The organism is Paenirhizobium selenitireducens ATCC BAA-1503 (assembly GCF_000518785.1).
Classification (GTDB): domain Bacteria; phylum Pseudomonadota; class Alphaproteobacteria; order Rhizobiales; family Rhizobiaceae; genus Allorhizobium; species Allorhizobium selenitireducens.
In genome coordinates this window covers 105,712-130,097 of record NZ_JAEG01000002.1, presented here as the reverse complement: position 1 = coordinate 130,097, position 24,386 = coordinate 105,712, and the positions used below count along the sequence as shown (strand labels likewise).

Annotated in this window: 22 protein-coding genes and 1 tRNA gene; 10 read left to right on the top strand and 13 right to left on the bottom strand. The window is 63.3% G+C overall.

All coding sequences use genetic code 11. The features are described 5' to 3' along the window. Window positions 1–133 precede the first annotated feature (133 nt). Complete coding sequence (locus L867_RS0105000; protein ID WP_028735858.1) at window positions 134–862, bottom strand: hypothetical protein; 729 nt, start codon at window positions 860–862, stop codon at window positions 134–136. Window positions 863–875: 13 nt separating this feature from the next. After that, entirely contained in the window at window positions 876–4,667 is a 3,792-nt protein-coding gene (locus tag L867_RS0104995; RefSeq protein ID WP_028735857.1) for a vitamin B12-dependent ribonucleotide reductase, read from the bottom strand. Between the two features lie 381 nt (window positions 4,668–5,048). Between L867_RS0104995 and L867_RS27280 the strand changes: the two genes are divergently transcribed. Then, a complete protein-coding gene (locus L867_RS27280; protein ID WP_146086585.1) occupies window positions 5,049–5,801 on the top strand; it encodes a hypothetical protein in 753 nt (250 codons plus the stop codon). 23 nt (window positions 5,802–5,824) lie between these two features. Next, the gene (locus L867_RS26340) at window positions 5,825–8,038 is read left to right on the top strand and encodes a M10 family metallopeptidase C-terminal domain-containing protein (protein ID WP_051438831.1); all 2,214 of its coding nucleotides are present in this window, start codon (window positions 5,825–5,827) and stop codon (window positions 8,036–8,038) included. A 98-nt stretch (window positions 8,039–8,136) separates the two neighbouring features. Here L867_RS26340 and gpt read toward each other — a convergent pair whose 3' ends face one another. The 3 genes from gpt to L867_RS0104970 all read right to left on the bottom strand — a co-directional run bounded on the left by gpt (window position 8,137) and on the right by L867_RS0104970 (window position 10,596). Continuing rightward, complete coding sequence (gene gpt / locus L867_RS0104980; protein WP_028735855.1) at window positions 8,137–8,634, bottom strand: xanthine phosphoribosyltransferase; 498 nt, start codon at window positions 8,632–8,634, stop codon at window positions 8,137–8,139. A 217-nt stretch (window positions 8,635–8,851) separates the two neighbouring features. Continuing rightward, complete coding sequence (locus tag L867_RS0104975) at window positions 8,852–9,694, bottom strand: universal stress protein (protein ID WP_028735854.1); 843 nt, start codon at window positions 9,692–9,694, stop codon at window positions 8,852–8,854. Between the two features lie 113 nt (window positions 9,695–9,807). Continuing rightward, entirely contained in the window at window positions 9,808–10,596 is a 789-nt protein-coding gene (locus tag L867_RS0104970) for a competence/damage-inducible protein A (RefSeq protein ID WP_028735853.1), read from the bottom strand. Between the two features lie 235 nt (window positions 10,597–10,831). On the opposite strand from L867_RS0104970, the gene wrbA reads away from it, so the two are divergent. Both wrbA and L867_RS0104960 read left to right on the top strand, forming a co-directional pair. Continuing rightward, window positions 10,832–11,428, top strand: coding sequence for an NAD(P)H:quinone oxidoreductase type IV (wrbA, locus tag L867_RS0104965; RefSeq protein ID WP_028735852.1), 597 nt, complete (start codon window positions 10,832–10,834; stop codon window positions 11,426–11,428). Window positions 11,429–11,591: 163 nt separating this feature from the next. After that, on the top strand, window positions 11,592–11,837 hold the full coding sequence (locus L867_RS0104960; protein WP_028735851.1) for a PilZ domain-containing protein: 246 nt from the start codon (window positions 11,592–11,594) through the stop codon (window positions 11,835–11,837). Window positions 11,838–11,858: 21 nt separating this feature from the next. On the opposite strand, the gene L867_RS0104955 is transcribed toward L867_RS0104960, so the two are convergent. The 4 genes from L867_RS0104955 to L867_RS0104940 are packed head-to-tail and all read right to left on the bottom strand — an operon-like array spanning window position 11,859 to window position 15,833. Then, window positions 11,859–12,893, bottom strand: coding sequence for an ABC transporter ATP-binding protein (locus L867_RS0104955; protein ID WP_028735850.1), 1,035 nt, complete (start codon window positions 12,891–12,893; stop codon window positions 11,859–11,861). Then, entirely contained in the window at window positions 12,890–13,801 is a 912-nt protein-coding gene (locus L867_RS24615) for an ABC transporter permease (RefSeq protein WP_051438830.1), read from the bottom strand. The genes L867_RS0104955 and L867_RS24615 overlap by 4 nt, the downstream gene beginning before the upstream one ends. After that, window positions 13,789–14,703 (bottom strand): hypothetical protein, encoded by a 915-nt coding sequence (locus L867_RS0104945; RefSeq protein WP_146086584.1) that lies wholly within the window; start codon window positions 14,701–14,703, stop codon window positions 13,789–13,791. The genes L867_RS24615 and L867_RS0104945 overlap by 13 nt, the downstream gene beginning before the upstream one ends. An 8-nt stretch (window positions 14,704–14,711) precedes the next feature. Beyond that, window positions 14,712–15,833: an ABC transporter substrate-binding protein gene (locus L867_RS0104940; RefSeq protein WP_051438829.1), complete on the bottom strand. Its 1,122-nt coding sequence runs from the start codon at window positions 15,831–15,833 to the stop codon at window positions 14,712–14,714. Window positions 15,834–16,160: 327 nt separating this feature from the next. On the opposite strand from L867_RS0104940, the gene L867_RS0104935 reads away from it, so the two are divergent. The 3 genes from L867_RS0104935 to L867_RS0104925 all read left to right on the top strand — a co-directional run bounded on the left by L867_RS0104935 (window position 16,161) and on the right by L867_RS0104925 (window position 18,259). Further along, window positions 16,161–16,245, top strand: a tRNA-Leu gene (locus L867_RS0104935). 644 nt (window positions 16,246–16,889) lie between these two features. Beyond that, window positions 16,890–17,447, top strand: coding sequence for a cytochrome b (locus tag L867_RS0104930; RefSeq protein WP_051438868.1), 558 nt, complete (start codon window positions 16,890–16,892; stop codon window positions 17,445–17,447). Between the two features lie 17 nt (window positions 17,448–17,464). Further along, window positions 17,465–18,259 (top strand): RibD family protein, encoded by a 795-nt coding sequence (locus L867_RS0104925; protein WP_232363891.1) that lies wholly within the window; start codon window positions 17,465–17,467, stop codon window positions 18,257–18,259. Here the strand turns inward: L867_RS0104925 and L867_RS0104920 are convergent. From L867_RS0104920 to L867_RS0104905, 4 genes are read right to left on the bottom strand one after another with little or no spacing between them, the layout of a single operon-like run. Then, on the bottom strand, window positions 18,215–19,009 hold the full coding sequence (locus L867_RS0104920; protein WP_028735845.1) for a class I SAM-dependent methyltransferase: 795 nt from the start codon (window positions 19,007–19,009) through the stop codon (window positions 18,215–18,217). The two genes, L867_RS0104925 and L867_RS0104920, sit on opposite strands and share 45 nt — an antisense overlap. Next, entirely contained in the window at window positions 19,006–20,049 is a 1,044-nt protein-coding gene (locus L867_RS0104915; protein WP_028735844.1) for a glycosyltransferase family 4 protein, read from the bottom strand. The genes L867_RS0104920 and L867_RS0104915 overlap by 4 nt, the downstream gene beginning before the upstream one ends. Beyond that, on the bottom strand, window positions 20,046–20,444 hold the full coding sequence (locus L867_RS0104910; RefSeq protein ID WP_028735843.1) for a 6-pyruvoyl trahydropterin synthase family protein: 399 nt from the start codon (window positions 20,442–20,444) through the stop codon (window positions 20,046–20,048). Before L867_RS0104910 ends, L867_RS0104915 begins: the two co-directional genes overlap by 4 nt. 13 nt (window positions 20,445–20,457) lie before the next feature. Next, the gene (locus L867_RS0104905) at window positions 20,458–21,471 is read right to left on the bottom strand and encodes a zinc-dependent alcohol dehydrogenase (protein WP_028735842.1); all 1,014 of its coding nucleotides are present in this window, start codon (window positions 21,469–21,471) and stop codon (window positions 20,458–20,460) included. 165 nt (window positions 21,472–21,636) lie between these two features. Here L867_RS0104905 and ribA point away from each other — a divergent pair, with 165 nt between their 5' ends. The 3 genes from ribA to L867_RS0104890 are packed head-to-tail and all read left to right on the top strand — an operon-like array spanning window position 21,637 to window position 24,381. Further along, window positions 21,637–22,845, top strand: coding sequence for a GTP cyclohydrolase II RibA (gene ribA / locus L867_RS0104900; protein ID WP_232363890.1), 1,209 nt, complete (start codon window positions 21,637–21,639; stop codon window positions 22,843–22,845). 7 nt (window positions 22,846–22,852) lie between these two features. Continuing rightward, window positions 22,853–23,632 (top strand): CDP-alcohol phosphatidyltransferase family protein, encoded by a 780-nt coding sequence (locus L867_RS0104895; protein WP_028735840.1) that lies wholly within the window; start codon window positions 22,853–22,855, stop codon window positions 23,630–23,632. Beyond that, window positions 23,629–24,381: an FkbM family methyltransferase gene (locus tag L867_RS0104890; protein ID WP_028735839.1), complete on the top strand. Its 753-nt coding sequence runs from the start codon at window positions 23,629–23,631 to the stop codon at window positions 24,379–24,381. The genes L867_RS0104895 and L867_RS0104890 overlap by 4 nt, the downstream gene beginning before the upstream one ends. Window positions 24,382–24,386: the final 5 nt, after the last annotated feature.

Below are 24,386 nucleotides of genomic sequence, written 5' to 3'. Positions count from 1 at the left end.
AGGTGAGGGGGTGCGTTGGTGCCCACTGACCTACCCCCTCACCAACAAAATCTGCGACTTAGCTGACGCTAAGACCGCGATTTTGTAACCTCTCCCACAGGGGGAGAGGTGGGGCGGCGTGTTTCGGCTTAACTCAGGTATCCAACGAGCTTTCCGTGTCTTCCGGCTTCTCTGGTGCAATTCCGTTCCAAGCTAACCTGAACCGTTGCGTTTCCGCCGGAAGTATGTCCGCTACCGTTATCTTGAAAATCGCGCAGTATGCGTCACCGCATGCATCGGTGAAATGCCACGTAAGATCAGCGAGATCGCGATAGGTGCTAAGGTAGATGTCTTCGTTGAAATGAGGCCCCATATGAAATTGGGCGCCGTCGTGATGAGCAACGATCGACGTCGTTGATGGATGGGTTCCATAGTCGGAGAACAATCTGAATCTTTCGTCCAGATAGGCAAGCTTGTAGCTGCCCTGCAGATCTCCTTTTCGGAGAACTTTTGGTCCAAACTTGTTTGACTGGTTTGGGCCGCTCAGCGATCTCCAAAGCGTTATATCCCGCGGTGATACTGCGAAATGAAGGGCTAGGATCCCGATCTCGGCTATATCGCGCAGTAGGCTCGCAGCTTGCACGAAATATCCGCAGTCAAGAAGCTTCATAGCGGCGCCGACGTCGTTGACAGCTCGAAATCCGAGTTGTGAGACAGCGAGATAGTCCCCGTGATCTTTTGGATCGTGTCTGCCGATGTCCTGATACAGAAGAGCTTTTCGTATTAGGTCCACCGACGCCGCCAAGGCTTCAACTTGGGCAGAAACAGAAGAGGCGAGCCGGTTATGGCTCGCCTCCACTGAACTTTCGTCAAAGATGCTCATTTAGAACCCGCGCTCAAGAGCACCCGCTCGTCGCGCCGCACGTGTCGCACTTCTCGCAGGTCCCATTGCGCACCATCGTAAAATTCTGGCACTCGGAGCACATGTTGCCGGTATAGCCCTGGGCTATCGAGCGCATGCGGCGGTCGGCTTCCTTTTTCTTGGCGTCGGCCTTGGCGGCTGCGGCGTCGGCGGCGGCCTTGTCGGAGAAGAGGGCGGTCGCCTCCTCGGTGCCGGATTCGGCGATCTCTTCCACCGCGCGTTCCTCGTAGTCGCGCTTGAACGAGACCACTTCCGAGGTCGCAATCGCGGTCGTCACTTCCAGCTTGCGGGCGGCCGAGCCGGCGAAGGCGGAAATGTTGCCGCCGGACGAGGCCTTGGTCGGCGCGCCGGTGGCCGCTCCCTTCGGTTCGCCGAGCGTGCGGTCGAGATTGCTTCCCGACACGAGCGTCGGCTTGTAGCCGCGGGTCCAGCCGGTCGAGATCAGGTTGGTCTTGCCTTCGGAAATCCCCTTGCCGAGCGCGGTGTTGGAGAAGTCGGAGGTGTCGACATGCGCCAGATCGTGGCGGCCGAGATAGGAGACGGCGAGTTCGCGGAACACGTAGTCGAGGATCGACGTGGCGTTCTTGATCGCGTCATTGCCCTGCACCATGCCGGCCGGCTCGAACTTGGTGAAGGTGAAGGCCTCCACATATTCCTCGAGCGGCACGCCGTACTGCAGGCCGAGCGAGATCGCGATGGCGAAATTGTTCATCATCGCGCGGAAGGCGGCCCCTTCCTTGTGCATGTCGATGAAGATCTCGCCGATGCGGCCGTCGCCGAATTCGCCGGTGCGCAGATAGACCTTGTGGCCGCCGACGGTGGCCTTCTGGGTATAGCCCTGGCGGCGGTTCGGCAGCTTTTCGCGCTCGCGCACCACCCGCTCGACGACGCGCTCGACGATCTTCTCGGTGATGGTGACGGCCTGGGCGGCGAGCGGCTGCTGGATCAGGTCGTCCAGTGCATCCTCGTCTTCCTCGTCCTCGATCAGCGAGGCGTTGAGCGGCTGGGAGAGCTTGGAGCCGTCGCGATAGAGCGCGTTGGCCTTGATCGCCAGCTTCCACGACAGCATGTAGGCCGCACCGCAATCCTCGACGGTTGCGTCGTTCGGCATGTTGATGGTCTTGGAGATCGCGCCTGAGATGAACGGCTGGGCGGCCGCCATCATGCGGATGTGGGACTCGACCGACAGGTAACGCTTGCCGATCTTGCCGCACGGATTGGCGCAGTCGAACACCGGCAGGTGCTCGGCCTTGAGGAAGGGCGCGCCTTCGAGCGTCATCGCACCGCAGACATGGATATTGGCGGCCTCGATGTCCTTCTTCGAGAAGCCGATATGCTCGAGCAGGTTGAAGCTCATGTCGGCGAGCTGGTCGTCGGTGACCTTGAGGGTGTCCTTCAGGAAGTCGGCGCCGAGCGTCCACTGGTTGAAGACGAACTTGATGTCGAAGGCGGCCTTGGTCGCGCCGTTGATCGCCTCGATCTTGTCGGCGGTGAAGCCCTTGGCGGCCAGCGTCCCGGGATTGACGCCCGGTGCCTGGTTGATATTGCCGTGGCCGACCGCATAGGCCTCGATCTCGGCGATCTGGCTTTCGGTGTAGCCGAGCGTGCGAAGGGCCTCCGGCACGGCGCCGTTGATGATCTTGAAGTAGCCGCCGCCGGCGAGCTTCTTGAACTTGACCAGTGCGAAGTCGGGCTCGATGCCGGTGGTGTCGCAGTCCATGACGAGGCCGATCGTGCCGGTGGGCGCGATGACCGAGACCTGGGCATTGCGGTAGCCGTGCTTTTCGCCGAGCTCCAGCGCTTTGTCCCAGGCGGCGGTGGCATGGGCGACGAGCGCCGGGTCGGTGCATTCCGAATGCAAGAGCGGGACCGGGTTGACCGACAGGCCTTCATAGCCATCCGACAGGCCATGGGCGGCGCGGCGGTGGTTGCGGATGACGCGCAGCATGTTGTCGCGGTTCGGCTGATAGCCCGGGAAGGGGCCGAGTTCCGAGGCGATCTCGGCCGACGTCGCATAGGACACGCCGGTCATGATGGCGGTCAGCGCGCCGCACAGCGCACGGCCTTCTGCCGAATCATAGGGAATGCCTGACGACATCAGGAAGCCGCCGATATTGGCATAGCCGAGGCCGAGCGTGCGGTATTCGTAGGACAGTTCGGCAATCTGGCGCGACGGGAACTGCGCCATCATGACGGAGATTTCCAGGACGACGGTCCACAGACGAACGGCATGTTCGTAGTCGGCGATGTCGATCTTCTTGGTCTTGGCGTCCTTGAACTGCAGGAGGTTCAGCGAGGCGAGATTGCAGGCCGTGTCGTCGAGGAACATGTATTCCGAGCACGGGTTGGACGCGCGGATCGGGCCGGCGGCCGGGCAGGTGTGCCAGTCGTTCATCGTCGTGTTGAAGTGCAGGCCCGGATCGGCCGATGCCCAGGCGGCATAGGAGATCTTGTCCCACAGGTCGCGGGCCTTCAGCGTCTTCATCACGCGGCCGTCCTTGCGGGCGGTGAGATTCCAGTCGCCGTCATCTTCCACGGCGCGCAGGAAGTCGTCCTTCAGCGAGACGGAATTGTTGGAGTTCTGGCCGGACACGGTCAGATAGGCTTCGGAATCCCAGTCCGTGTCGTAGGTCTTGAACTCCATGTCCTTGTAGCCCTGCTGGGCGAACTGGATGACGCGCTTGACATAGCTTTCCGGAACCTGATCCTTCTTGGCGGCGCGGATTTCGCGCTTCAGGGCCGGGTTCTTGTTCGGGTCGAAGCAATCGTCATTGTCGGCCGAGCAGTTGACGCAGGCCTTCATGATCGCCTTCAAGTGCCGGGCGACGATCTTGGAACCGGTGACGAGGGCCGCCACCTTCTGCTCTTCCTTGACCTTCCAGTTGATGTATTCCTCGATGTCCGGATGGTCGATGTCGACCACGACCATCTTGGCGGCGCGGCGCGTCGTGCCGCCCGACTTGATGGCGCCGGCGGCGCGGTCGCCGATCTTGAGGAAGCTCATCAGGCCGGACGAGCGGCCGCCGCCCGACAGCTTCTCGCCTTCGCCGCGCAGATAGGAGAAGTTGGAGCCGGTGCCGGAGCCGTATTTGAACAGGCGCGCCTCGCGAACCCACAGGTCCATGATGCCACCCTCGTTGACGAGGTCGTCGCCGACGGACTGGATGAAGCAGGCATGCGGCTGCGGATGCTCATAGGCCGACTTCGACTTGACGAGCTTGGCCGTGAACGGATCGATGTAGAAATGGCCCTGGCCGGGGCCGTCGATGCCATAGGCCCAGTGCAGGCCGGTGTTGAACCACTGCGGCGAGTTCGGGGCGACGCGCTGGGTGGCGAGCATGTAGGCGAGTTCGTCGCGGAAGGCGAGGGCGTCTTCTTCCGAGGTGAAATACTTGCCCTTCCAGCCCCAGTAGGCCCAGGTGCCGGCAAGACGGTCGAACACCTGGCGGGCATCGGTTTCCGAGCCGAAGCGCTCGTTTTCCGGCAGCGCCTTCAGCGCTTCGGCGTCGGGCACGGAGCGCCAGAGGAAGGAGGGAACGTCGTTCTCCTCGACCTTTTTCAGCAGTTTCGGCACGCCGGCCTTGCGGAAGTACTTCTGTGCCAGAACGTCGGTGGCGACCTGGGAGAACTGCGCCGGCACGGCGATGTCGGCCAGACGGAAGACGATCGAGCCGTCGGGATTCTTGATCTCGCTCACCGCCTGGCGGAATTCGATTTCCGCATATCGCGATTGGCCCGGCTTGGTGAAACGTCTCTCAATGCGCATCTTCGTCCCTCGAAATTTAAGCGCCGCCGACGGCGCATGAAGTCCCCGTCCGGCCGCACGGTTTGAACGCGCGCAGCCAGTTTTTCATCCGTCAGTCAGGTGAATCATCCGGAGATGGACACTCTGTATCTTGTGGTGATTTTGGCTGCAAACGCTAAATATAGTATTAACAGTTTATTGCCGCCAGTCCCCGCATCATGTTTTCGGCGGTTAAATATCGCGCAGAAAGGCTGGTCGGGTGGCAGGCCTCATGGCCCGGACCCGTGCTTACGCCTCGCGATTTTACTGGAACGAACCGGCCTCGTTATGTCCGGTTCAGTCGCCGCCGCAACATAAGAATGCATTAACTTTAAAAGGCCTGATTCCGTCAAGGGGTGGGTTATGACGAATTTATTAATACAAGATATTGTGGTTACCGCCTGTGGAAAACGGGGAAAGGAGCCATGTCGATGGAATCGTTTGGATTTTCCTTGGACCGCCGCCGGCGGCAGGATTCGGCGGGTCTCGTTCGCCGACCGCATTAACCTTCATGAAAGGATTTCGGCCACAGTTTTTTGGGGCAGGCCGGTTCCGGCAGGGCGGACGGATTTGCCCAAACATGGTCTGATCCGCCGCGCTTCTCGGATTGCTAATTTGCGTCGATCCGATAGAGTCTTGCGCATATCCGACGCGCGCGCAACGCGTTCTCCAGAGCTTGGTCAATCTATGAAATATTTCACCTGGATGGTTCCCTTTGTGATGGCGATTGTCGGGACGGGCAGTGCTTCCGCTGCCGGCGTGCCCGTGCTTTATTGCGATACGCCTGCGACGGCCAAGAACGCCGACGCCTACAGGGCGGCCTGCGCCGAGGTGGCCAAGGAGGTGCGGCTGAAATACCCGCAGCTTATGGTGCGCGAGGGCGCCGCCGCGGAAAAGCCTGTCGGCAATGTCATCAGGCTCGATATCCTCAAGATCGACAAGTATGCGATCGCCGGGCGGCTCGCCTGGAGCGGCAAGAAGAATTCGCCGGGCGGCTACGTGCTTGGACCCGTCATCACCACGACAATCTCGGATGCAGAATTGAACAAGCGGTCGCTGCGCGAATTTGCGCGCGGTCTTGTCATGGCATCGAAAATCCAGTTCCCAAAACCCTGATTTAGGCGAGGAGATTTGCCGCAATGGGCATCAACGACAGTTCTTCCGTGCTCGCGGCAACGTCCGCCAACACGAATGCAAGCTTTACCGAGACTACCGACGCCGCCGCGAGCACCGGCACCGGCTATACCATGGCGGCGGGCGACAGCTTCACCGGTACTTTGGCGGCGGTCGGTGATAATGACTGGGTCCGGATCCAGCTGACCGCGGGGCAGACCTATACGTTCACCCTGAACGGTTCGGGCGGCAGTCCCGTCTATGACACCTACCTCGAATTGCTGAATTCGGGTGGTTCGATCCTGGTCGGAGACGATGATGGCGGTACGAGCGGCTATAATTCCGCCATCACCTTCACCGCGACGGCCAGCGGCACCTACTATCTGAACGCACGCGGCCTGAACAACGCCTACTCTGGCGGCTACACGCTGACGGCTGCCGTCGCACCGCCGCCGACCGTCTACACCAACGACCAGATCGCCAACCAGCTGACGAACGGCTATTGGGAATCGGAGGGCGCGAGCCGTCGTGCCTTCGACATCAATGCCGGACAGTCCCTGACCGTCAACATCACGGCGCTGACCGCTGCCGGCCAGCAAATGGCGATCTGGGCGTTCAATGCCTGGACGGCGGCTACCGGCATCCGCTTCACGCTCACATCCGGCACGGCGCAGATCACGTTCGACGACAGCGATCCTAATAGTGCCTACTCGACCTCTACGACGACGGGCAATACGATCGTGTCGTCGTTCGTCAACGTATCGACCGACTGGCTCGATTCCTACGGCACGACGCGCAACAGCTATTCGCTGCAGACCTATATCCACGAAATCGGTCACGCTCTGGGCCTTGGTCATGCCGGCAACTACAACGGCAACGCGACCTACGGCGTCGACAACAACTATGCCAACGATTCGTGGCAGGCCACGATCATGTCCTACTTCTCGCAAACCGATAACACCTATGTCGAGGCGAGCTATGCCTTCATCGTGACCCCGATGATCGCTGACATTCTGGCCATGCGCGACCTCTATGGCGTCACCGCGATCAACGCCGGAAACAACACCTACAACTTCCAGTCGGATTTCGGCGATCACGTGGCACGCACGATCGTTGATACTGGCGGTATCGACACGCTCAACTTCAGCTGGGTGACGGCCGCGCAACGCATCGACCTCAATCCGGAAACCTATTCCGATACCGGCGGGCTGATCGGAAACCTCGGTATCGCCCGTGGAACGATCATCGAGAATGCGACCGGCGGATCCGGAAACGACATCCTCTATGGCAACAGTGCAGCCAACGTTCTCAACGGCGGCAGCGGCAATGACGTCCTGTTCGGGCGGGGCGGCGCCGATACGCTGAACGGCGGCATCGGCAACGACACCTATGCGCTGACGAACGAAAACGACACCGTCATCGACAGCGGCGGCACGGATACCATCACCTCGACGATCAGCCGCACGCTGGCTGCCTATGCGACGATCGAACGCCTCACGCTCACCGGGTCCGCGAATATCAACGGCACGGGCAATGGACTTGCCAACATCATCACCGGCAATGCCGGCAACAACGTGCTCGATGGCGCTGCCGGTCTTGATACGTTGATCGGCGGTCTGGGCAACGATACCTACATGCTCGGCGCCGAGAACGACACGGTCACCGACTCGGGCGGCAATGATGCGATCGTCTCGACCATCACGCGCTCGCTGGTGGGCTATGCGACAATCGAACGGCTGACGCTTCGCGGTTCCAGCAGTATCAACGGCACCGGCAATGCGTTGGACAATGTCATTGTCGGCAACGGTGCCAACAACACCATCAACGGTGGAGCAGGCGATGACACCATTCTGGGCGGAGCCGGCGTTGACAGGCTGTATGGCAGTATCGGCAATGATACGCTGACGGGCGGCACAGGTATCGACGCCTTCGTCTTCCACTCGGCGCCCAACGCCGCCACCAATGTCGACACGATCACCGACTTCTCGGTCGCCGACGACGTGATCTGGCTGGAGAACAGCGTGTTCACTGCGCTCGGCGCGGCAGGCGCGCTCGCGTCGACGGCTTTTGTTCGCAACACCAGCGGTCTGGCCGAGGATGCGAGCGATCGGTTGATCTACGAGAGCGATACCGGCGAGCTCTACTATGACACCAATGGCAGCGCGGCCGGCGGCAGCACGCTGATCGCCGTGCTCAACCCGAGCCTGCTGCTGACCCACCTGGACTTCGCCGTCATCTGAGGTCCAGCCTCTGGCCGGAACGAAAACGACCAAGGGCGCGAGAATATCGCGCCCTTGGTCGTTTCTTGTCGTGCAGCGCTTAAGCCGCCCGGTGTGGCTCAGCCGCCATGTTTTTTGGCGATCGGTTCCTGGTAGGTGAAGCCCATGTCCCAGGGGAAATAGATCCAGGTGTCCTGGCTGACTTCGGTGACGAAGGTGTCGACGGTCGGCACGCCCTTCGGCTTGGCATAGACGCAGGCGAAATGCGCATTCGGCATCATGGCCCGGACCTCGGTCGCCGTCTTGCCGGTATCGGTCAGGTCGTCGATGACCAGCACGCCCTTGCCACCTTCAGTGGTCAATTCGGCGGAAATGCCCTTCAAGAGGTTCATGTCGCCCTGGCTGGTATAGTCGTGATAGGAGGCGATGCAGACCGTTTCGATCAGCCGGATGTTCAGTTCGCGCGAGATGATCGCCGCCGGTACCAGGCCGCCGCGGGTGATGCAGACGATGGCGCGGAAATCCTGTTTGAGGCCGGCGAGCCGCCAGGCCAGCGCCCGGGCATCGCGGTGGAACTGATCCCAGGAAACGGGAAAGGCTTTATCGGGCAGGGACATCGATCTGGGGCTCCGCGCAGGCGTGTTTTTTGAATTGCCGGCGTTTCCCGGCGGTTTCGAGACCGGCCGGTTGCGGGAAATGCGACAGCGTCCGGCCTGACCGGTGACGCCGATCGCGCGGCTGGCGCCGCGCGAAACTTGCCCGCAAGGGCCTGGGTCCTTGCCCGCTGCTATTAGCGGTATTTGAAGGGGCAAGGCAAGGGCTTGCCCCTTGGCGTCAGCGCGAAAGCAGCGTCAGCGCCGTCATTGATTCGAGCACGGTGCGGGTGACGCCGCCGAACAGCATTTCCCACCAGCGCTTGTGGCTGTAGGCGCCCATGACCAAGAGGTCGATCGAGCTGTCGGAGAGACGGTTCTCGATCGCCGCCGAAGCCGGTAGATGATCCGTTTCCTGGCGAACGACGGTGATGTTGACGCCGTGGCGCGCAAGTGTCGCGGCAATCTCGGCGCCTGCCATGGTCGACGACTGGGTGCGGGTCTCCGGCGGGTCGACCGAAAAGACCTCGACGGAATCGGCTGCCTTGAGGAAGGGCAGGGCGTCGAAGGTGGCGCGGGCCGCCTCGCGCGAGCCGTTCCAGGCGATCAGTACGCGCTTGATCGGCTTCGGCTCCTTCAGGATGTAGGGAACGAGAATCACCGGACGGCCGCTCTCGAACAGGAAGTGCTCAAGGTCGGCCCGGCTCTCCGACAGGATGGTGTTCTCACCCTGCGCGGCGATCACCAAATCGCAATTGCGGGCGCTGTCGACCAGCGAGGAGGCGCCGTAGCCGGCAGAGGAGACGAAGCTGCGCCACTCATAGGAAGTGCCGTTGCGTTCGGCCCGTTCGCGGAAGATCTTCTCGACGTCGAGCGTCTCGGCATGGGCCATGTCCTGCAGGGCCTGGACGGTCGACGGGTCGGGGATTTCCATTGGTGCGACCAGCGGCACGGTGGCCAGCGCTTCGGCATGCAGGCCGATCACATGCGACTGGAACTGCTCGGCGAGCGAAATAGAAAAATCAGTGATTTGCTGCGCGTTCCTGGGCGTGTCCAAGACGGCAAGAATGGTTTTGTAGCCCATAATTATCTCCCTCGAGCGGTGATGGTCACATCCCGCGTGATCGATTAATGGCGCCAATCCTTGGGGCCTTCCTTGACTTCGGTCAATAGCGGCCATGCCTTCGCCCGAAGTTCTCAGGCAAGTTCGCCGGTGCCGAGATCTTTCGCCCGGGCACCTTCCCGCGCGGTGGTCAGCGCGTCGATCATGGCCACGACAGCGCGTGCCGCGGATTCAAGCGCTTCGCCGTCGCGCGCCCGCACCACCAGTTCGGTGGAAAAGCGCTGTCCGTCGAAATGCGGATAGGAACCGATCGAGGTCTGAGGATGGGCCTTCTGCACCGCGCCGAGCAGCGTGCCGATGTCGCCTTCGCCGAACGGGCAGGCGATGGAGCGCGACAGGACCTTGGCGCCGGCCGGAAGCGTGGAAACGACCGAATCGAGCATGGCCTGGAAAACCTGCGGCACGCCGGCCATCACATGGACATTGCCGATGATGAAGCCCGGCGCGACCGACACCGGATTGGCGATATGGCGGCTGCCCTCGGGCATGCGCGCCATGCGCTGGCGGGCCTCGGTGAATTCCATGTTGCGCCGCTCGTACATCTCGCCCAGCAGCCGCATGGCCCCGGCATCGTGCAGGCACGGCACGCCGAAGGCCTTCGACACGGCATCGGCGGTGATGTCGTCGTGGGTCGGCCCGATGCCGCCGGAGGTGAAGACGTAGGTGTAGCGGGCGCGAAGGGCGTTGAGGGCCGCGACGATCTCGTCCTCCTCGTCGCCGACGATCCGTACCTCCTTGAGGTCGATCCCGGCCAGTGTCAGCACTTCGGCGAGATGGCCGATATTCTTGTCCTTGGTCCGGCCGGACAGGAGTTCGTCGCCGATGGCGAGCATGGCGGCAGTCTTGATGGTCGTGTCAGTCATGAGTCTGTCCCGATCGGTTGGCAGAGCAGTTCTATCGGCTCGGCTTGGCTTGGCAAGAGCGCTGAGCCGCAGGCGGAGCCGTTCACGAAATATGACGCCAATATGCGATTTCCTTCGCGGATGAGTGAACAGTGCGTCGCCGCGGCGGTGGCTGGTCCGCAACGCACAGTGGGCTACATATCCGTCATGGAATTCAACGCGGGCGTTCGACGTCCATCCCACAAGGAGATACGAAATGGCTAAGGTACTGGTTCTCTACTATTCCGCTTACGGCCACATCGAAACCATGGCCTACGCCGCTGCCGAAGGCGCGAAGTCGGCCGGCGCAGACGTCACCGTCAAGCGCGTTCCGGAACTGGTTCCGGAAGACGTCGCCAAGGCTTCCTACTTCAAGATGGACCAGACGGCCGAAATCGCCACGCCCGCCGAACTCGACCAGTATGACGCGATCATCGTCGGCGCCGGCACCCGTTTTGGCACGGTCGCCTCGCAGATGCGCAACTTCTGGGACCAGACCGGCGGCCTTTGGGCGCAGGGCAAGCTGGTCGGCAAGGTCGGCTCGGTCTTCACCTCTTCGGCGACCCAGCACGGCGGCCAGGAATCGACCATTCTCGGCTTCATCCCGACCCTCATGCACCACGGCATGGTCGTCGTCGGCCTGCCTTACGCCTTCCAGGGCCAGATGGGCGTCGAAGCCGTCAAGGGCGGTTCGCCCTACGGCGCCTCGACCATCACCGATGGTGATGGCTCGCGTCAGCCCTCCGAGATCGAGCTGGAAGCCGCCCGCTACCAGGGCGCCCATGTCGCCAAGGTCGCGGCCAAGCTCGCCTGAACATTGCACCTGGCATTAGCCCCTTGCGGGCTGAAAGAGGGGCGGGGGTTTCGACCTCCGCCCCTCGTTTATTTTCGCCGCGGCCGGAATTAGCCCTCGCGGCCAAGGAAAAATTAGCGAATGGCGATATAGCGTTCGGACGAACCGAACGGGAAGCAATGCCATGGACGAGAGACGCACCGCAACGAGGCTTCGCGCGCTGAAAGCGGCCCGTATCGTGCTGCCGGGCGGCTATTCCACCTTCGACTGCATGGTCCGCAATCTATCGGCCGTGGGCGCCAAGCTGGTGCTCGAACAGACCTTCGACGTCCCCGACGCCTTCCAGCTGAATTTCGAGGATGGCAGCGTGCGCCACTGCACCGTCAAATGGCGCAATCCGAAGGAACTGGGCGTCGCCTTCGAGGGTTGATGTCAAGCCGGCCGCGGGTGTTCATGCCTGGAAGACGTGAACGTCCTCCGGCGCCAGGGCGATGTGGACGGTATCTCCGACACGAATATCGCTCACCTCCCGCGCCGGCCAGTCGGCCCGCAGATGCATGACATCCCCGTCGTGGTCCAGCCGGAGATAGAATCGGGTGGTCTGTCCCTGGAACATCCGGCTTTCCACCTGGGCAGGTTCGCCGCAACCGGGTGGCGATCGCTTCACGTCTTCGGGACGCACGAAGATCGCCGCCGTTGCGGCTGTCACGGTTTCCAGAGCGAGGGCCTTTCCGAGCCGGACGGTCCCGCCCACCACAGGCAGACGGAGCGCGTTGCGGTTGCCGATGAACGAGGCGCTGAAGGCCGTCCGCGGATGGTCGTAAAGCACTTCCGGCGTCGCCAGCTGCTCGATCCGCCCGTCCTGCATGACCACGACGCGATCCGCCACCGCGAGTGCCTCGGCCTGATCGTGCGTGACGAGCAGTGCGGTCGTCCTGACCTTCTGCTGGATACGCCGCAATTCGTCGCGCAGATTGTCGCGCACGACGGCGTCCAGCGCCGAGAGCGGCTCGTCGAGCAATAGGACCTGCGGTGCGGGCGCAAGCGCTCGGGCAAGGGCCGTGCGTTGCTGCTGGCCGCCGGAGAGCTCGTTCGGATAGCGTCCGGCCAGCGCGGTCAGTTCGACGAGGTCGAGCAGTTCCTCGATCCGGTCTGCGATCTCCCGGGCCGGGCGCGCGCGAACCTTCAGCGGAAAACCGATATTGCCTGCCACCGTCATGTTGGGAAAGAGGGCGTAGCTCTGGAACACCATGCCGATCGGCCGCTCCTGAGGCGGCAACCGGGTCACGTCTTCGCCGCCGAAGCGGATGGTGCCGGAATCCGGAGTGACGAGACCGGCCAAGCATCGCAGCAGGGTCGTCTTGCCGCAGCCGGAGGACCCCAGGATTGCGATCATCTCGCCGGAGTGGACATCGAGCGACAGGCCGTCCAGCGCCAGTTTCGGGCCATAGGCCTTGCTGACCTCTTCGATGGTTATGGTGCTCATCGTTTTCTCTTCATATCGAGGGAGGCGCCAAGGCCGGCGGAGCTGCCGGCACCGCGCGAAAGGTAGGCGACGGCCGCAGTCAGCACGAGCGTGATGACGAAGCTGATCATGGTGATGACCGCCAGGATGTTGAAGTCGGCATCCGCGCTCTTCAGCATGTTCAGCATGTAGAGTTCGAGCGTTTCGAAACGGCTGCCGACCAGGATCTGCACCAGGGCCAGTTCGCCGAAGCTGACTCCGAAGGCGAGGATCGCGCCGCTGACGATGCCGGCCCGGACATTGGGCAGGATGACATGACGAAGCGTCTGCCACAGGCCGGCGCCGCAGGTTCGTGCGGTTTCGGTCAGCGCCACCACATTGGTGGCGGTCATCGAGGCGTCGATCGACCAGTAGGCGAAGGAAAAGGCGACGGATACCTGAGCCAGCAGCAGCAGACCCGCCGTACCCTGAAGCCAGGGGGCGATCTCGCCGGTGACTTTCAGCAGGCCGAAACCGATCACCACGTAAGGCAGGGCGAAGGGGATGCCGGCGAGCAGGCCGAGCACGGTGCGAATACGCGGATTGCGCACATGCTGCCAATAGACCGCCGGCGTGACCAAGGCCACGGTGAGCGCCGAGACCGCGACGGCCAGCAGGAAGGTGCGCACAAGAACGGTGAGGAAACGCGGGTCGCGGACCGCCGCCAGCCAGTGGCTGAGCGTATAGCCGTCCGGCAGGATCGAGGTCGTCCAGCGGGTCGCGACACTGTAGAGGACGACGGCGACGATCGGGACCGCCACGAAGGCCAGATAGGTCGCGAGCATCAGCCAGGAGGGCCAGACCGCGGTGGCGGGGCCGCTGGCGAGCCGTGCCCGCGTCGCGGCGACGGGCTGCGAAAGTATCGGTGCGGAGGATGTCAGCTCAGCCATCGTGTGCCCCTTCGCAGAATGAACTGGTAGCAGCCGAGCGTCAGGCCGGCCGACAGCATCAGAACCACGGCATAGACCGGCATGTAGTTCTTGCCGAAGAAGGAGCCGGTCAGCGACTTGGCCATTTCCAGCGTGATGAGACGGAACGAACCCGGCGCGGAGCCGTTGAGCGCGACCGGAAGGCCGTAAAGCCCGACGGCCCAGGTGAAGATCAGCAGCCACGAACCGATGAAGAACGGCCCGAGGATGGGCAGGCCGATGTGGCGCCAGAACTGCGCGCGGCTCGCAGACGCGGTCTGGGCTGCTTCCCACCACTCGGTCTTGAGGGCCGCGACCGCCGGCAGCGTCAGGATGACGAAGAGCGGGATGTTGGAATATTCATAGGCGAGGACGAGGCCCCAGAAGGAATTCTGCTTCGGCGGGACGAAGGGTATGCCGAGCGCGTTGAGGCTGAGCGTCACCATGCCATAGGTGCCGAGCGCGGCGATGAAGCCGAATCCGAGGCCGATGCCGCCGAAGTGCGAGGCAACGTTGAGGATGCCCATGTTGAGCGAGCGGCCGAAACCGGGCATTCGGGCGATGATCAGCGACAGCGGTATGCCGACGGCCGCCGCGATTGTCGCGACCGTGAAGCCGAGCAGCAGGCTGCCGGTAATGGCGCTGACGGCGGACTTCGACGAAAAGGTGTCGATCCAGTTCTTCAGAGTCAGGCTGCCGTCGGCGGCCGAAAAACTCGACAGCACCATGGCGAAACAGGGAATGAGGAGGACCGTGCCGGCAACCAGAATCAGCGGCAGCGCCAGCGCCCAATCGCCGAGAAAGGCGCTGATCCGGGTCGCGGCAGGGGAAAGGGAGCCTTCGCCCGCCTTGACGGCGAGCGAAGGGGTGTTTGCGGAGCGCATGCGGTGCATCAGCCGCCGAGGACCTGTTCCTGCCAGGCGGTGACGATGGCTTCCATGTCGACCTTCGACCAGTCGGCCACCTGCTTGACCTGGGCATAGTCGGCATCGGGCAGCCAGTTGGCCTTGGCTTCGGCGGGCAGGTCGAGGTCGCCGAGCACCCAGCGGATCGGGCGCGCACCGAACTTGGCGAACAGAACCTGACCCTCGTCCGACAGCACGTAGTCGATCAGAAGCTTGGCGACGTTCATCTTGGCGAGGTTGTAGCGGTTGAGCATCAGGGCGGACGGTGCATAGACCGAAACGCCGGGAATGACGACCTGGGCGTTGATGCCCTTCTTCTTCAGCGCGTCGGCGGCGGCGATGCAGTTGAAGTCGTACTTCATCTGGATCGGTGCTTCGCCGCGCTCGAGCGTCTGGGCGTTCTGCGAGGCGGTGGTGTACTGCGGGGCCATCCGCCTGGCGAATTCGACGCCGGGCAAAAGGTCGGTGTCGCTGCCGCCATGGGCAAAGGCCCAGGCGAGGAAGATGGCGATGTCGGTGCCGCCGCCGCCGGCCGCGTTCACCGCGCCAACCTTGCCGGTATATTCCGGCTTCAGCAGGTCGTCCCAGGTCTTGGGTACATTCTTGATGACATCGGCGTTGACGACCATGGCCGGGACGCCGGTGAAGGTGGCGACCCAGCCGCCCTTCTCACCTTTGAGGCCGACCGGCAGCTTGGCGGCGTTCGGCGGCATGTAGTCCGGTACCACGCCCTGGGCTTCGGCAACCTTGCCGAACAGGATGCCGATGTCGGCGGCGATCGCCACGGCATTGTTCTTCTCAGCGTCGAACTTGGTGATCTCTTCGAGCGAACTCATGTCGGTGTCGGCATGTTCGGGGGCAAAGCCATGGGCCTTGCCCAGCGACTGGATGATCTCGCCGTAGTTTGCCCAGCTGTCCGGCATGCCGTAGGTGTTGAACAGCTTGCCCTCTTCCTTGGCCTTTTCGAGGTCCGGGGCAGCGGCCCAGTCGGCCATGTCTGCGGCAAACGAGAGGCCCGGAAGGCCGAGCGAGGCGAGGGCCGCCAGATAGCTGCCGGTTTTCAGCAGGTTGCGGCGCGACAGCGCGGTGGAATTGAGGATCGAATCCATCTTGGTGCTCTTTCGGCAATGGGTTGGCCGGACGCGAAGGCGCGTGCCGGTAATGCGGCTTGGTTTGACTGGGGCGGACGTCCCGGTCATTGGCCACGCGCTCTGCGGGAAAAATCCGATCTGCGCCGGCTGGCCGGCGACTTTCCTAGCCACACTTCGTTGCGGGTGAGCGATGCTTTGATGATCGTTTTGTGAAATCGCCTGCACGCGGCAGATCCCGCGACGCGACGCGCTCAACGCACCGCTCCGTCGATGCGGAGGCGAGATCGCGACCGGCGCAAGACCTCCCTTGACCTTGACGCCCAAGTCGGTGAAACAGGTTGCCGCGCGGGCGTGGCGAAACTGGTAGACGCAAGAGACTTAAAATCTCTCGGCCTCGGCTGTGCGGGTTCGATCCCCGCCGCCCGCACCAAGGCTCCCGATATTCCACTGCCATGGCAAGCTCTACCTCCTGAAAATACTGAATTGAACCAATGGTCTACGTCTCTTGTTTGGACGCAGGAAGTCACCGGTTGCGGCATCCGCTGCTGAACGCAACACGTCAACGGGCGTAACCACGACGTATCACACGAAATTCCGCTGGCAGGTTGGCAGGGCTGATCACGGGTCTGACATTCTGCCTCGCACCCGCGACCATGGAACGCTATGGGGGCGCAGCTTCGTCGACTGGCTGCTGCGGATCGACGGAACAGACAAAGCCTCCGCTGTCATGGTGTGAAATTTCGGCCATCGGGAGGCTGCAAATTCAGCCCGCCGGTGAGCCTGGGGTGGCGATTGCCGAGTAGGGATGGATATCCGGTTCGGAGAACTGTTCGGTTTCAGCCGTTCTCCGAATCTGGCTGCTTTTAGCTCTGGCCGAGATTGGTCCGCTGCGACGTGTCAGTTTGCACGCGAATACAAGTGTCATGCACGCAACGGCATTTACTCCAGTCCGCTCGGCGCGCTACTCTGCCGTATGGGTATTCGCGCCTGTGACCCGCCTTGGCCATGGCGTGCTTTTGCTGGCGCCCGCAACGGGTCCACTCTCGGGAGATGATCGTGTCCAAGGTCGGTGAAATGAACATTCTTTCCCAGGCGCTCTGTCCGTCGGAAGCGGTCATCCGCGTCGAGCGCTATCCGGCGACGTCGCGCATTCTTCACTGGATCGTGGCGTCGCTCGTTCTTGCGACCTGGCCGCTCGGCTTGTTCATCCAGTTCACCAAGAAGGAAGTGTCGCTGGATTTCTACATGGTCCACGAGAGTTTTGGCTTCCTGGTGCTGTGGCTGATGCTGCTGCGTGTTGGCAACAAGCTCATCGCAAGACCGCCGCACCCGCAGGGGCCGGCGATCGAGCGGTTCGCGGCGTCCGCCGTCCACGGCCTGCTCTATGTGTTCCTGATCGTCATGCCGGTCAGCGGGTTCCTCGCCACCAACGCGCATGGCTTTCCGCTGGTCTGGTTCGGCCTCGTGCCGGTCTGGAGCCCGCTCGACAAGGCGCCCGACATCGCCGGGACGCTTTCGGCGATCCATGGCTGGAGCGCGTGGATCCTTTTGCTACTATTTGCGTTGCATATCGGAGCCGTGCTGCTTCATCATGTGATCAAGCGTGACAACACGCTCTACCGGATACTTTAAGGCCGACGATGCGCAGCATGGAGATCACCGAGACGACGTGGGAGCGGCTGCTGGCCCTTAGCCGCGGAGCCGCCGACATTGCGGCCTCCGATGCCGCCTATGGCCTCTATTCGCCGATCGCCGGCGCGCGCGGGCAGTTCGTGCTGGCGCAGGTGGGGCAATCGCTCTGCGGGCGCATCGCGACACCTGCGGGTGATGCGCGCGTTATCTCCGGGCCAGACGGCCTTGCGCATCTTCATCGATGCCGGGCGCTGGTCGATGCCGTCATCGTCGGCGTGGGAACGGTCAGGGCCGACGATCCGAAGCTCTCTGTCAGGATGGTCAAGGGGCCGGCGCCGGTGCGCGTGGTGGTGGACTGTCACGCGGTCCTGGAGGGTGATGAAAGCCTGTTTCATGATGGCGGGGCGCCCGTGATCGTGTTCCGCGGCGCGAATGCCAGGGGTAGGGCGCTGCCGACGGCGGAGGTGATCGATCTTGAGCCCAAGGCCTGCGGGCTCGACCCGCAGGACATTCTCGATGCGCTGGCAAGACGGAACCTTTTGCGGGTTCTGGTCGAAGGCGGCGCGCGCACGATCGCGCGGTTCATCGATGCAGGCCTCGTCGACCGGCTGCATGTCGCCATTTCCCCGATCATCATCGGGTCCGGGCCGAGCGGGATCATCCTGTCGCCGATCGAGCGGCTCGCCGGCGCGCATCGCCCGGTGACCGAAGTCTACAGTCTGGGCAGCGACATCCTGTTCGACTGCCGGCTGGAGCGGGGCCGTGCCTCAGACCGGCAGGGCCAGGAGGTCCGTGTGGCCAACCAGGCATGAGCTGCCCGGTTCGCCGATCGCCGAAAGACGGTATTCCAGCCAGCCGGCGACGGTTTCCTCGGACAGTTCGGACATCTCCAGAAGCGGACGGCGCAGGCCGTTCAGCAGCTCGACCTGCAGGGCTGTCGAACCGGCGTCCATCCGCCATGGGCTCTCGCCGATCCTGACGCCGAAACCGCGTGCCGCGAACTGGCGGGCGAGGCAGGCCGTGACGTCGGGGCCGAGCGCCGGGCCGAACCCCTTGTCGGTGCGCTGATGCCGGTTGAACAGGTCCACCATCGGTTCGTCGAGCGGGTGGGGCAGCGTCCAGCGCATGATCCCGTCATAGTTCAGCGCCGCGTAGAGGCCGCGGCGCGCCGATGCGAGCCGGTCGGCAATGGCTTCGCAGAAGCGCTCCGAACACAGATCGAACAGCGCGGACGCGGTGACGACATCAACGCCTTCCAGTGGCAGGCCGTCGATGTCGTTGAGATCGTGCCGGCGAAACCCGACCCTGCCGTTCGCGCCGATCCGGCGCTCCGCTTCTTCCAGCAGGAGGGGGTCGTAGTCGAGCAGCTGCCAGTATACCGCGCCGGGCAGTCGACCACCAAGGCTGCGCCAGGTCGAACCCGTGCCGCAGCCGATGTCGAGAATGCGCGCCTCCTGCCTGCCGGCGAGATAGTGCGCCAGGTCGTCCACCAGTCCAGCATGGCGGGCCGCCTGATCGGCGGGCTCGCGCAGTGCCAGCCAGTCCTTGTCGAAGCCGCTCATCGAAGGGCCCCCAATGCGGTCGAGATGATGCCGGACGTCATTGCCCAGCCCGGCAATTTCGCGCCCGCGCACCTTGCCGCTTCGGCCTTCGTGCGACGCAGGGTCTCGTCAGTCAGAAGGCTATGCAGGGCTTGGGCGAAGGCGCCGACGTCATCGACAGGCACCAGTAGGCCGGCCTCGTCCGGAACGACGTCGGGCACGGCGCCTGTCCGGCAGGCGACGATCGGCAGTCCCTGCGAAAGGGCTTCGGCGAAAACCATTCCATAACCCTCGAAGCGGCTGGCGAGCGCGAAGATGTCGGCGCCCGCGAGGAGCGCGCGCGGATCGTCGCATTCGCCGGCAAGCGAAATCCGGGCAGCAAGCCCAAGGGCTTCGACCTGCCGGCGCAGAAGCGTGGCTGTCGCAGGATTGAGGGTTTGGCTACCGACGATCGTCGCCCGCCACGGCAGGTGCTCCACCTCTTTCAACGCGGCGATGAGGACGTCGTGACCCTTGCGCGGTGTCAGCGTGCCGATGGAGAGGATGTGCGGCGGATCGCCGGTGCCGGCGGCGATGGGCGCTGGATCGGTGCCCGGAATGGCGACCGTGATCCGGCGCGGAGGCACCCCGTAATGGGCATCCAGCTCGCGCGCCGTCATCGGCGAGGTGACGATGACATGCCTGGCGAAGGACAGCGCTCGGCGCTCGCAGGCGTGGAACCGGCCCTGCTCGTGCATATCGAGGCCGGTCTCGAGCGCCAGCGGATGATGGACGAGGGCGACGATGCACAGGCGGCGGGCCTCGCGCTTGGCCCATTCGTCCAGCACGCCGAAGGCAAGGCCGTCGATGACAACAAGGGCGCCATCCGGCAGTGCCGACAGCAGGCGTTCGGCCTCGCGCTTCACCTCGGGGGCCGGGGCGGGAAAGCCTTCGCCCAGCGGCAGCCGTTCGATCGACCAGCCGATTTCGGAGAGGCCGGCGATCACCCGGCGATCATAGGCATAACCGCCCGTGTTGAGGTTAAGGTCGCCGGGATAGGCGAAGGTGACGCTGAGGCTCAAAGGTCGGCCTCGTACCAGCCGCGGGCGGCGTGGGACTCGTGGAGCGTCACCTTCAGCCGACAGATGCGGTGGCTGCCCGGTCCGAGCTTCTTGTCGGCGACCGCGCGCGCGAGCGCGTCGAAGATATGCTTGGCGATCACCTCCGTCGTCGTGATTTTTCCAGTGAAAATGGAGAGTTCATCGAGATTCTGGTAGTTGAGCGGCTTCAGCACCTCGCCAAGCACGGTGGTCGCCGCCCCGATGTCGACGGCCAGGCCGTCCTCGTCGACATCGCGGGTGAAAAAGGCGGCATCGACCACGAAGGTTGCACCATGCATCCCCTGGGCGGGACCGAAAACGGGGCGGGGCAGGCTGTGGGCGATCATGATGTGATCACGGACTTCAACGGCGAACATGGGCTCTCACTCTTTAACGTTGGTCTTGGTAGCGGATACGATGACAAAGGGTTTGTGGATCGGCGAGGATGGCCGGGTAGGCGCTCTCAAGCTCGGCGAAGCGGGTCTCTCCGGAGATCAAGGCGTCGAGGCGGTCGTCGCGCAGCAGGTCGAGGGCCTTGGCAAGCCGCCTCGCATAGGTCCAGCGCGCGCGCCGCGACGGCGGCACGGACCCCACCTGGGAACTGACGATGGACAGCCGCCTCGCATGAAAGGCGCCGCCGAGCGGCAGGCTGACGGCTCTGTCTCCGTGCCAGCTCGCCTCGACGATGCGCGCCTCCTGCCCGGCCAGTTCGATGGCCCGGGCGAGAGCTTCGGCCGAACCGGACGCGTTGACGGCCACGTCGAATTCGCCACTCACCTCGTCGGGCGCGGCAAAGGCAAGGCCGAGACGTGTGGCCAGGATCTGCCTTGCCGGGTTTCGCTCGATGAGCAGGACTTCGGTTCCCACGATCCGTGACGCGAGATAGGCGACAAGGGCACCAACGACGCCCGCGCCAAACACGGCGACCCGATCACCCGGCAGGATGCGGGCGTCCCAGACGATGTTCAGCGCCGTCTCCATATTGGCGGCCAGTACGGCGCGGGCCGGTGGTAGTCCGTCGGGCAGCACGGTCACGGCGGCCTGGCTGACGTTGAAAAAATCCTGATGCGGATGAAGGCAGAACACGGATTTGCCGACAAGGGTGGCGCAGCCTGCCTCGATCTGTCCGACGGCCGAATAGCCGTACTTGACCGGAAAGGGGAATTCGCCGCCCATATGGGGGCCGCGCATGCGATCGAATTCGCTCGAAGGAACGCGGCCGTTGAAGACGAGGTTCTCGGTGCCGCGGCTGATGCCGCTGAACAGCATGCGCACCAGCACCTCGCCCTCGACAACGGGCGGAATGGTCTCGTCGCGCAATTCGCAGGTGCCGGCGGCCGGAAACCATAGGGCGCGGGCATTCCCGACGCCTGCATTTCCTGTTGCCCTGGTGTCCAGATTCATTCGTCTTCTCCTTGGCGGCCAAGATGCCTCGAATTCCCAGATTGCGCCACGGGGTTCTCGCCGACCGGTTTGTTCCGGTATCACGGTTGATCGCGCCACGCCGCAAGGAGCGATTGCGCGGGCGTGCAAATTTCTTGTCATTCCGTGCGGGGAGCCGGGTTTGGCATGGCGGTTGGTCGGAAAATCCTGCAGACGAAGGCCAATTTGAATGATCCGGCTTGGGCTTCCACACGTAAGGCTGCTTGCGGAACATTTGGGAGAATCGCAATGACTTCGTCTGTCGACCACGGTTTTCAGTTTGCCACGCCTGCGATGCAGGTGGAACGCGCAGTCGCCGAATTGCGATTCGGCCGGCCAGTCATCGTCGGGGAGGGGGCGCACCGGCTTGCCGTTCTGGCGCTCGATAGCGTGGCACCCTCCGTCTACGATCAATTCGCCGCCGCCGTTGAAGGCAGGCATTCGCTCCTCCTGACCTCGCACCGGGCGGCGCGACTGTTGCCGGGAGCATGCGGCGACATTTCGGTCCCGCTCGACGGGGTCTCGTTTGCCGAGGCGTCGCGCCTCGCCTACGGACTTGAGGTGCCAGCGCCGGAGTGCTGGCGAAATGCCGATCCGTTGACGACGTTATCCGCAGAACTCGCGCGACATGCACTGCTTCTGCCCGCCATGGTGTGCGCCGAGATCGATGGCTTCGAAAGCCGCTTCGCCGCCTGCTGCCGCCTTGAAAGCTCGCTCCTTGCGACCGCCGGCGCAGCGCGGCAGAGATTCAATATCGTCGTGCGCACCCGCGTTCCGCTTCGCGATCTCGGCAATGCTGAGTTCGTCGTTTTTCGCGGCGGTCTGGCGCAGAAGGATCAGGTTGCCATCGTGGTCGGCCAACCCGATTTCTCCGCCGCGGTGCCGATCCGCATCCACTCCTCGTGCATCACCGGCGATCTCTGTGGCTCGCTTAAGTGCGATTGCGGCGACCAATTGCGCAGCGGTCTTGCAGAGATGAAGGCGATGGGTGGGGGCGTGCTCCTCTATCTCGACCAGGAGGGGCGCGGTACCGGCATCGGCGCGAAGATGCGAGCCTACGGATACCAGCATCTCGGGCTGGACACGATCGATGCCGATGCCGAACTCGGCTATGGCAGCGACCACCGCCGCTACGAGGCGGCGATCGCGATGCTGCGCCTGCTCGGCATAGCCAAAGTCGTGATATTTACCAATAATCCGTCCAAGATCGCCGCCCTTTCCGAGGGCGGTGTCGAGGTGGATAGCCGCGTTCCGCTCACGGGCGAGACAACGGTCGAGAACGCCCGCTATCTGTTGACCAAGAAGGCGCGTGCCGGCCATATGCTGGACATCGAGGCCCTTCTTGCCGCGGAGTAGGTGAACCATGCTGTCGAAGGAACCATCAGTCGCGCAGGCGGCCGTCGCGGGCGGGGGAGTATCCCCGGCGCTAAGGGCCAGCGCGCTGATCGTTCTCGGCAGCATTTTCGCCGTAGCACTTGTCGGCTATGGGCTGGCGGCCGTCCACCTGTCGCTCGGCCGCGACGCGATCGTCGCGGCGTCGGTCCTGCTGCTGTTCATCTTCGCGCTCGTCGTCAACGGATTGCATCACCACGGATTCGAGCGCTTCGGCTTCGCCAACGCGGTCACCGCCGTTCGTGCCGCAATCGTCAGCATGATCGCCGCAGCGGTCTTTTTTCCGGGCGTGCCGGGGGGTGTCGAAAGCGCGCCCTGGGCATTCGTCGCCCTCGTACTGGTGGCCCTCGCGCTCGATGGCGTCGATGGCTATCTGGCACGCTTCTATCAACATGAGTCCGTGCTCGGTGCGCGTTTTGACATGGAAATCGATGCGCTGCTGATCCTCTGTCTGTCAACCGCTGCATTCCTGCTCGGCAAAGCAGGGCCATGGGTCCTGCTGATCGGTCTGATGCGCTACGGCTTCGTGATGGCGCAATATGTGGCGCCGCGCCTGAAGGCGCCGCTACCGCCGTCATTCAGGCGCAAACTCGTCTGCGTGGTGCAGGTTGCAGCGATGTGCCTGGTGCTTGTGCCGGGCATCGTGCCGCCTGTTTCGTCAGGGCTCTCGGCCATTGCGCTCTTGCTGCTTGCCTATTCCTTTGCAGTCGATTGCCTCTACCTCCTTCGCCAGGCGGAGGCCGACCAATGAGCGCCACAGACAGCGTCGACACTGCGATCGGTGTCGCCCGCTCGCTGCTGATCTATTATGGCCAGCCATGGCGTCGGCGGCAGCTCAGGCGCTTCTACGGTGGACTGATCGCGCCCGGAGACCTCGTTTTCGACATCGGCGCCCATGTCGGCAGCCGCAGCAGGACGCTGCTTTCGCTCGGCGCCGCGGTCGTGGCGGTCGAACCGCAGCCGGTTTTCGCCGATATCATCGATATGCATCTGGCCCAACGACTGAAGGGTTTCGAGCGGGTGGCGGTCGGCGCCAGCGAAGGCGAGGCGGTGCTCCGTATTTCAAGCCGCCATCCCACGGTCACGACCATATCCGACCGCTTCATCGAGGGCGTCAGCCATGCCGCTGGATTTGAGAACGTGGTCTGGGACAGGGAAATCCGGCTGCCGATGACGACGCTCGACCGGCTGATCGACAAATACGGACTTCCGGCCTTCTGCAAGATCGACGTCGAAGGGGCCGAGAGCGATATATTGCGGGGTCTGTCCCGGCCGATCGGGCTCATCGCGTTCGAATATATTCCCGCCTTGCCCGAGATTGCCCGCGAGGCGATCGACCGGCTCCGGCATCTCGGCAATTATCGTTTCAATCGGGTCGTCGGTGAGAAACATCGCTTCGTCGATGCCGAGTGGACCGATGCCGATGCCGTTTTGCGCGACCTCGCAGCGCTGACGCCCGAAAGCCGATCCGGCGACATTTACGCCCGGTTGAAGCCGTGAGCCGC

Coding starts and splice junctions, on each gene's coding strand:
- wrbA (WP_028735852.1), top strand. CDS start 10,832: ATGGCTAAGGTACTGGTTCTCTACTATTCCGCTTACGGCCACATCGAA.
- L867_RS0104905 (WP_028735842.1), bottom strand. CDS start 21,471: ATGAATCTGGACACCAGGGCAACAGGAAATGCAGGCGTCGGGAATGCC.
- L867_RS0104925 (WP_232363891.1), top strand. CDS start 17,465: ATGGAGATCACCGAGACGACGTGGGAGCGGCTGCTGGCCCTTAGCCGC.
- L867_RS27280 (WP_146086585.1), top strand. CDS start 5,049: ATGACGAATTTATTAATACAAGATATTGTGGTTACCGCCTGTGGAAAA.
- L867_RS0104940 (WP_051438829.1), bottom strand. CDS start 15,833: ATGGATTCGATCCTCAATTCCACCGCGCTGTCGCGCCGCAACCTGCTG.
- L867_RS0104955 (WP_028735850.1), bottom strand. CDS start 12,893: ATGAGCACCATAACCATCGAAGAGGTCAGCAAGGCCTATGGCCCGAAA.
- L867_RS0104895 (WP_028735840.1), top strand. CDS start 22,853: ATGCTGTCGAAGGAACCATCAGTCGCGCAGGCGGCCGTCGCGGGCGGG.
- L867_RS0104890 (WP_028735839.1), top strand. CDS start 23,629: ATGAGCGCCACAGACAGCGTCGACACTGCGATCGGTGTCGCCCGCTCG.
- L867_RS0104970 (WP_028735853.1), bottom strand. CDS start 10,596: ATGACTGACACGACCATCAAGACTGCCGCCATGCTCGCCATCGGCGAC.
- L867_RS26340 (WP_051438831.1), top strand. CDS start 5,825: ATGGGCATCAACGACAGTTCTTCCGTGCTCGCGGCAACGTCCGCCAAC.
- L867_RS0105000 (WP_028735858.1), bottom strand. CDS start 862: ATGAGCATCTTTGACGAAAGTTCAGTGGAGGCGAGCCATAACCGGCTC.
- L867_RS24615 (WP_051438830.1), bottom strand. CDS start 13,801: ATGGCTGAGCTGACATCCTCCGCACCGATACTTTCGCAGCCCGTCGCC.
- L867_RS0104945 (WP_146086584.1), bottom strand. CDS start 14,703: ATGCGCTCCGCAAACACCCCTTCGCTCGCCGTCAAGGCGGGCGAAGGC.
- L867_RS0104910 (WP_028735843.1), bottom strand. CDS start 20,444: ATGTTCGCCGTTGAAGTCCGTGATCACATCATGATCGCCCACAGCCTG.
- ribA (WP_232363890.1), top strand. CDS start 21,637: ATGGCGGTTGGTCGGAAAATCCTGCAGACGAAGGCCAATTTGAATGAT.
- L867_RS0104920 (WP_028735845.1), bottom strand. CDS start 19,009: ATGAGCGGCTTCGACAAGGACTGGCTGGCACTGCGCGAGCCCGCCGAT.
- L867_RS0104960 (WP_028735851.1), top strand. CDS start 11,592: ATGGACGAGAGACGCACCGCAACGAGGCTTCGCGCGCTGAAAGCGGCC.
- L867_RS0104975 (WP_028735854.1), bottom strand. CDS start 9,694: ATGGGCTACAAAACCATTCTTGCCGTCTTGGACACGCCCAGGAACGCG.
- L867_RS0104930 (WP_051438868.1), top strand. CDS start 16,890: ATGAACATTCTTTCCCAGGCGCTCTGTCCGTCGGAAGCGGTCATCCGC.
- L867_RS0104995 (WP_028735857.1), bottom strand. CDS start 4,667: ATGCGCATTGAGAGACGTTTCACCAAGCCGGGCCAATCGCGATATGCG.
- gpt (WP_028735855.1), bottom strand. CDS start 8,634: ATGTCCCTGCCCGATAAAGCCTTTCCCGTTTCCTGGGATCAGTTCCAC.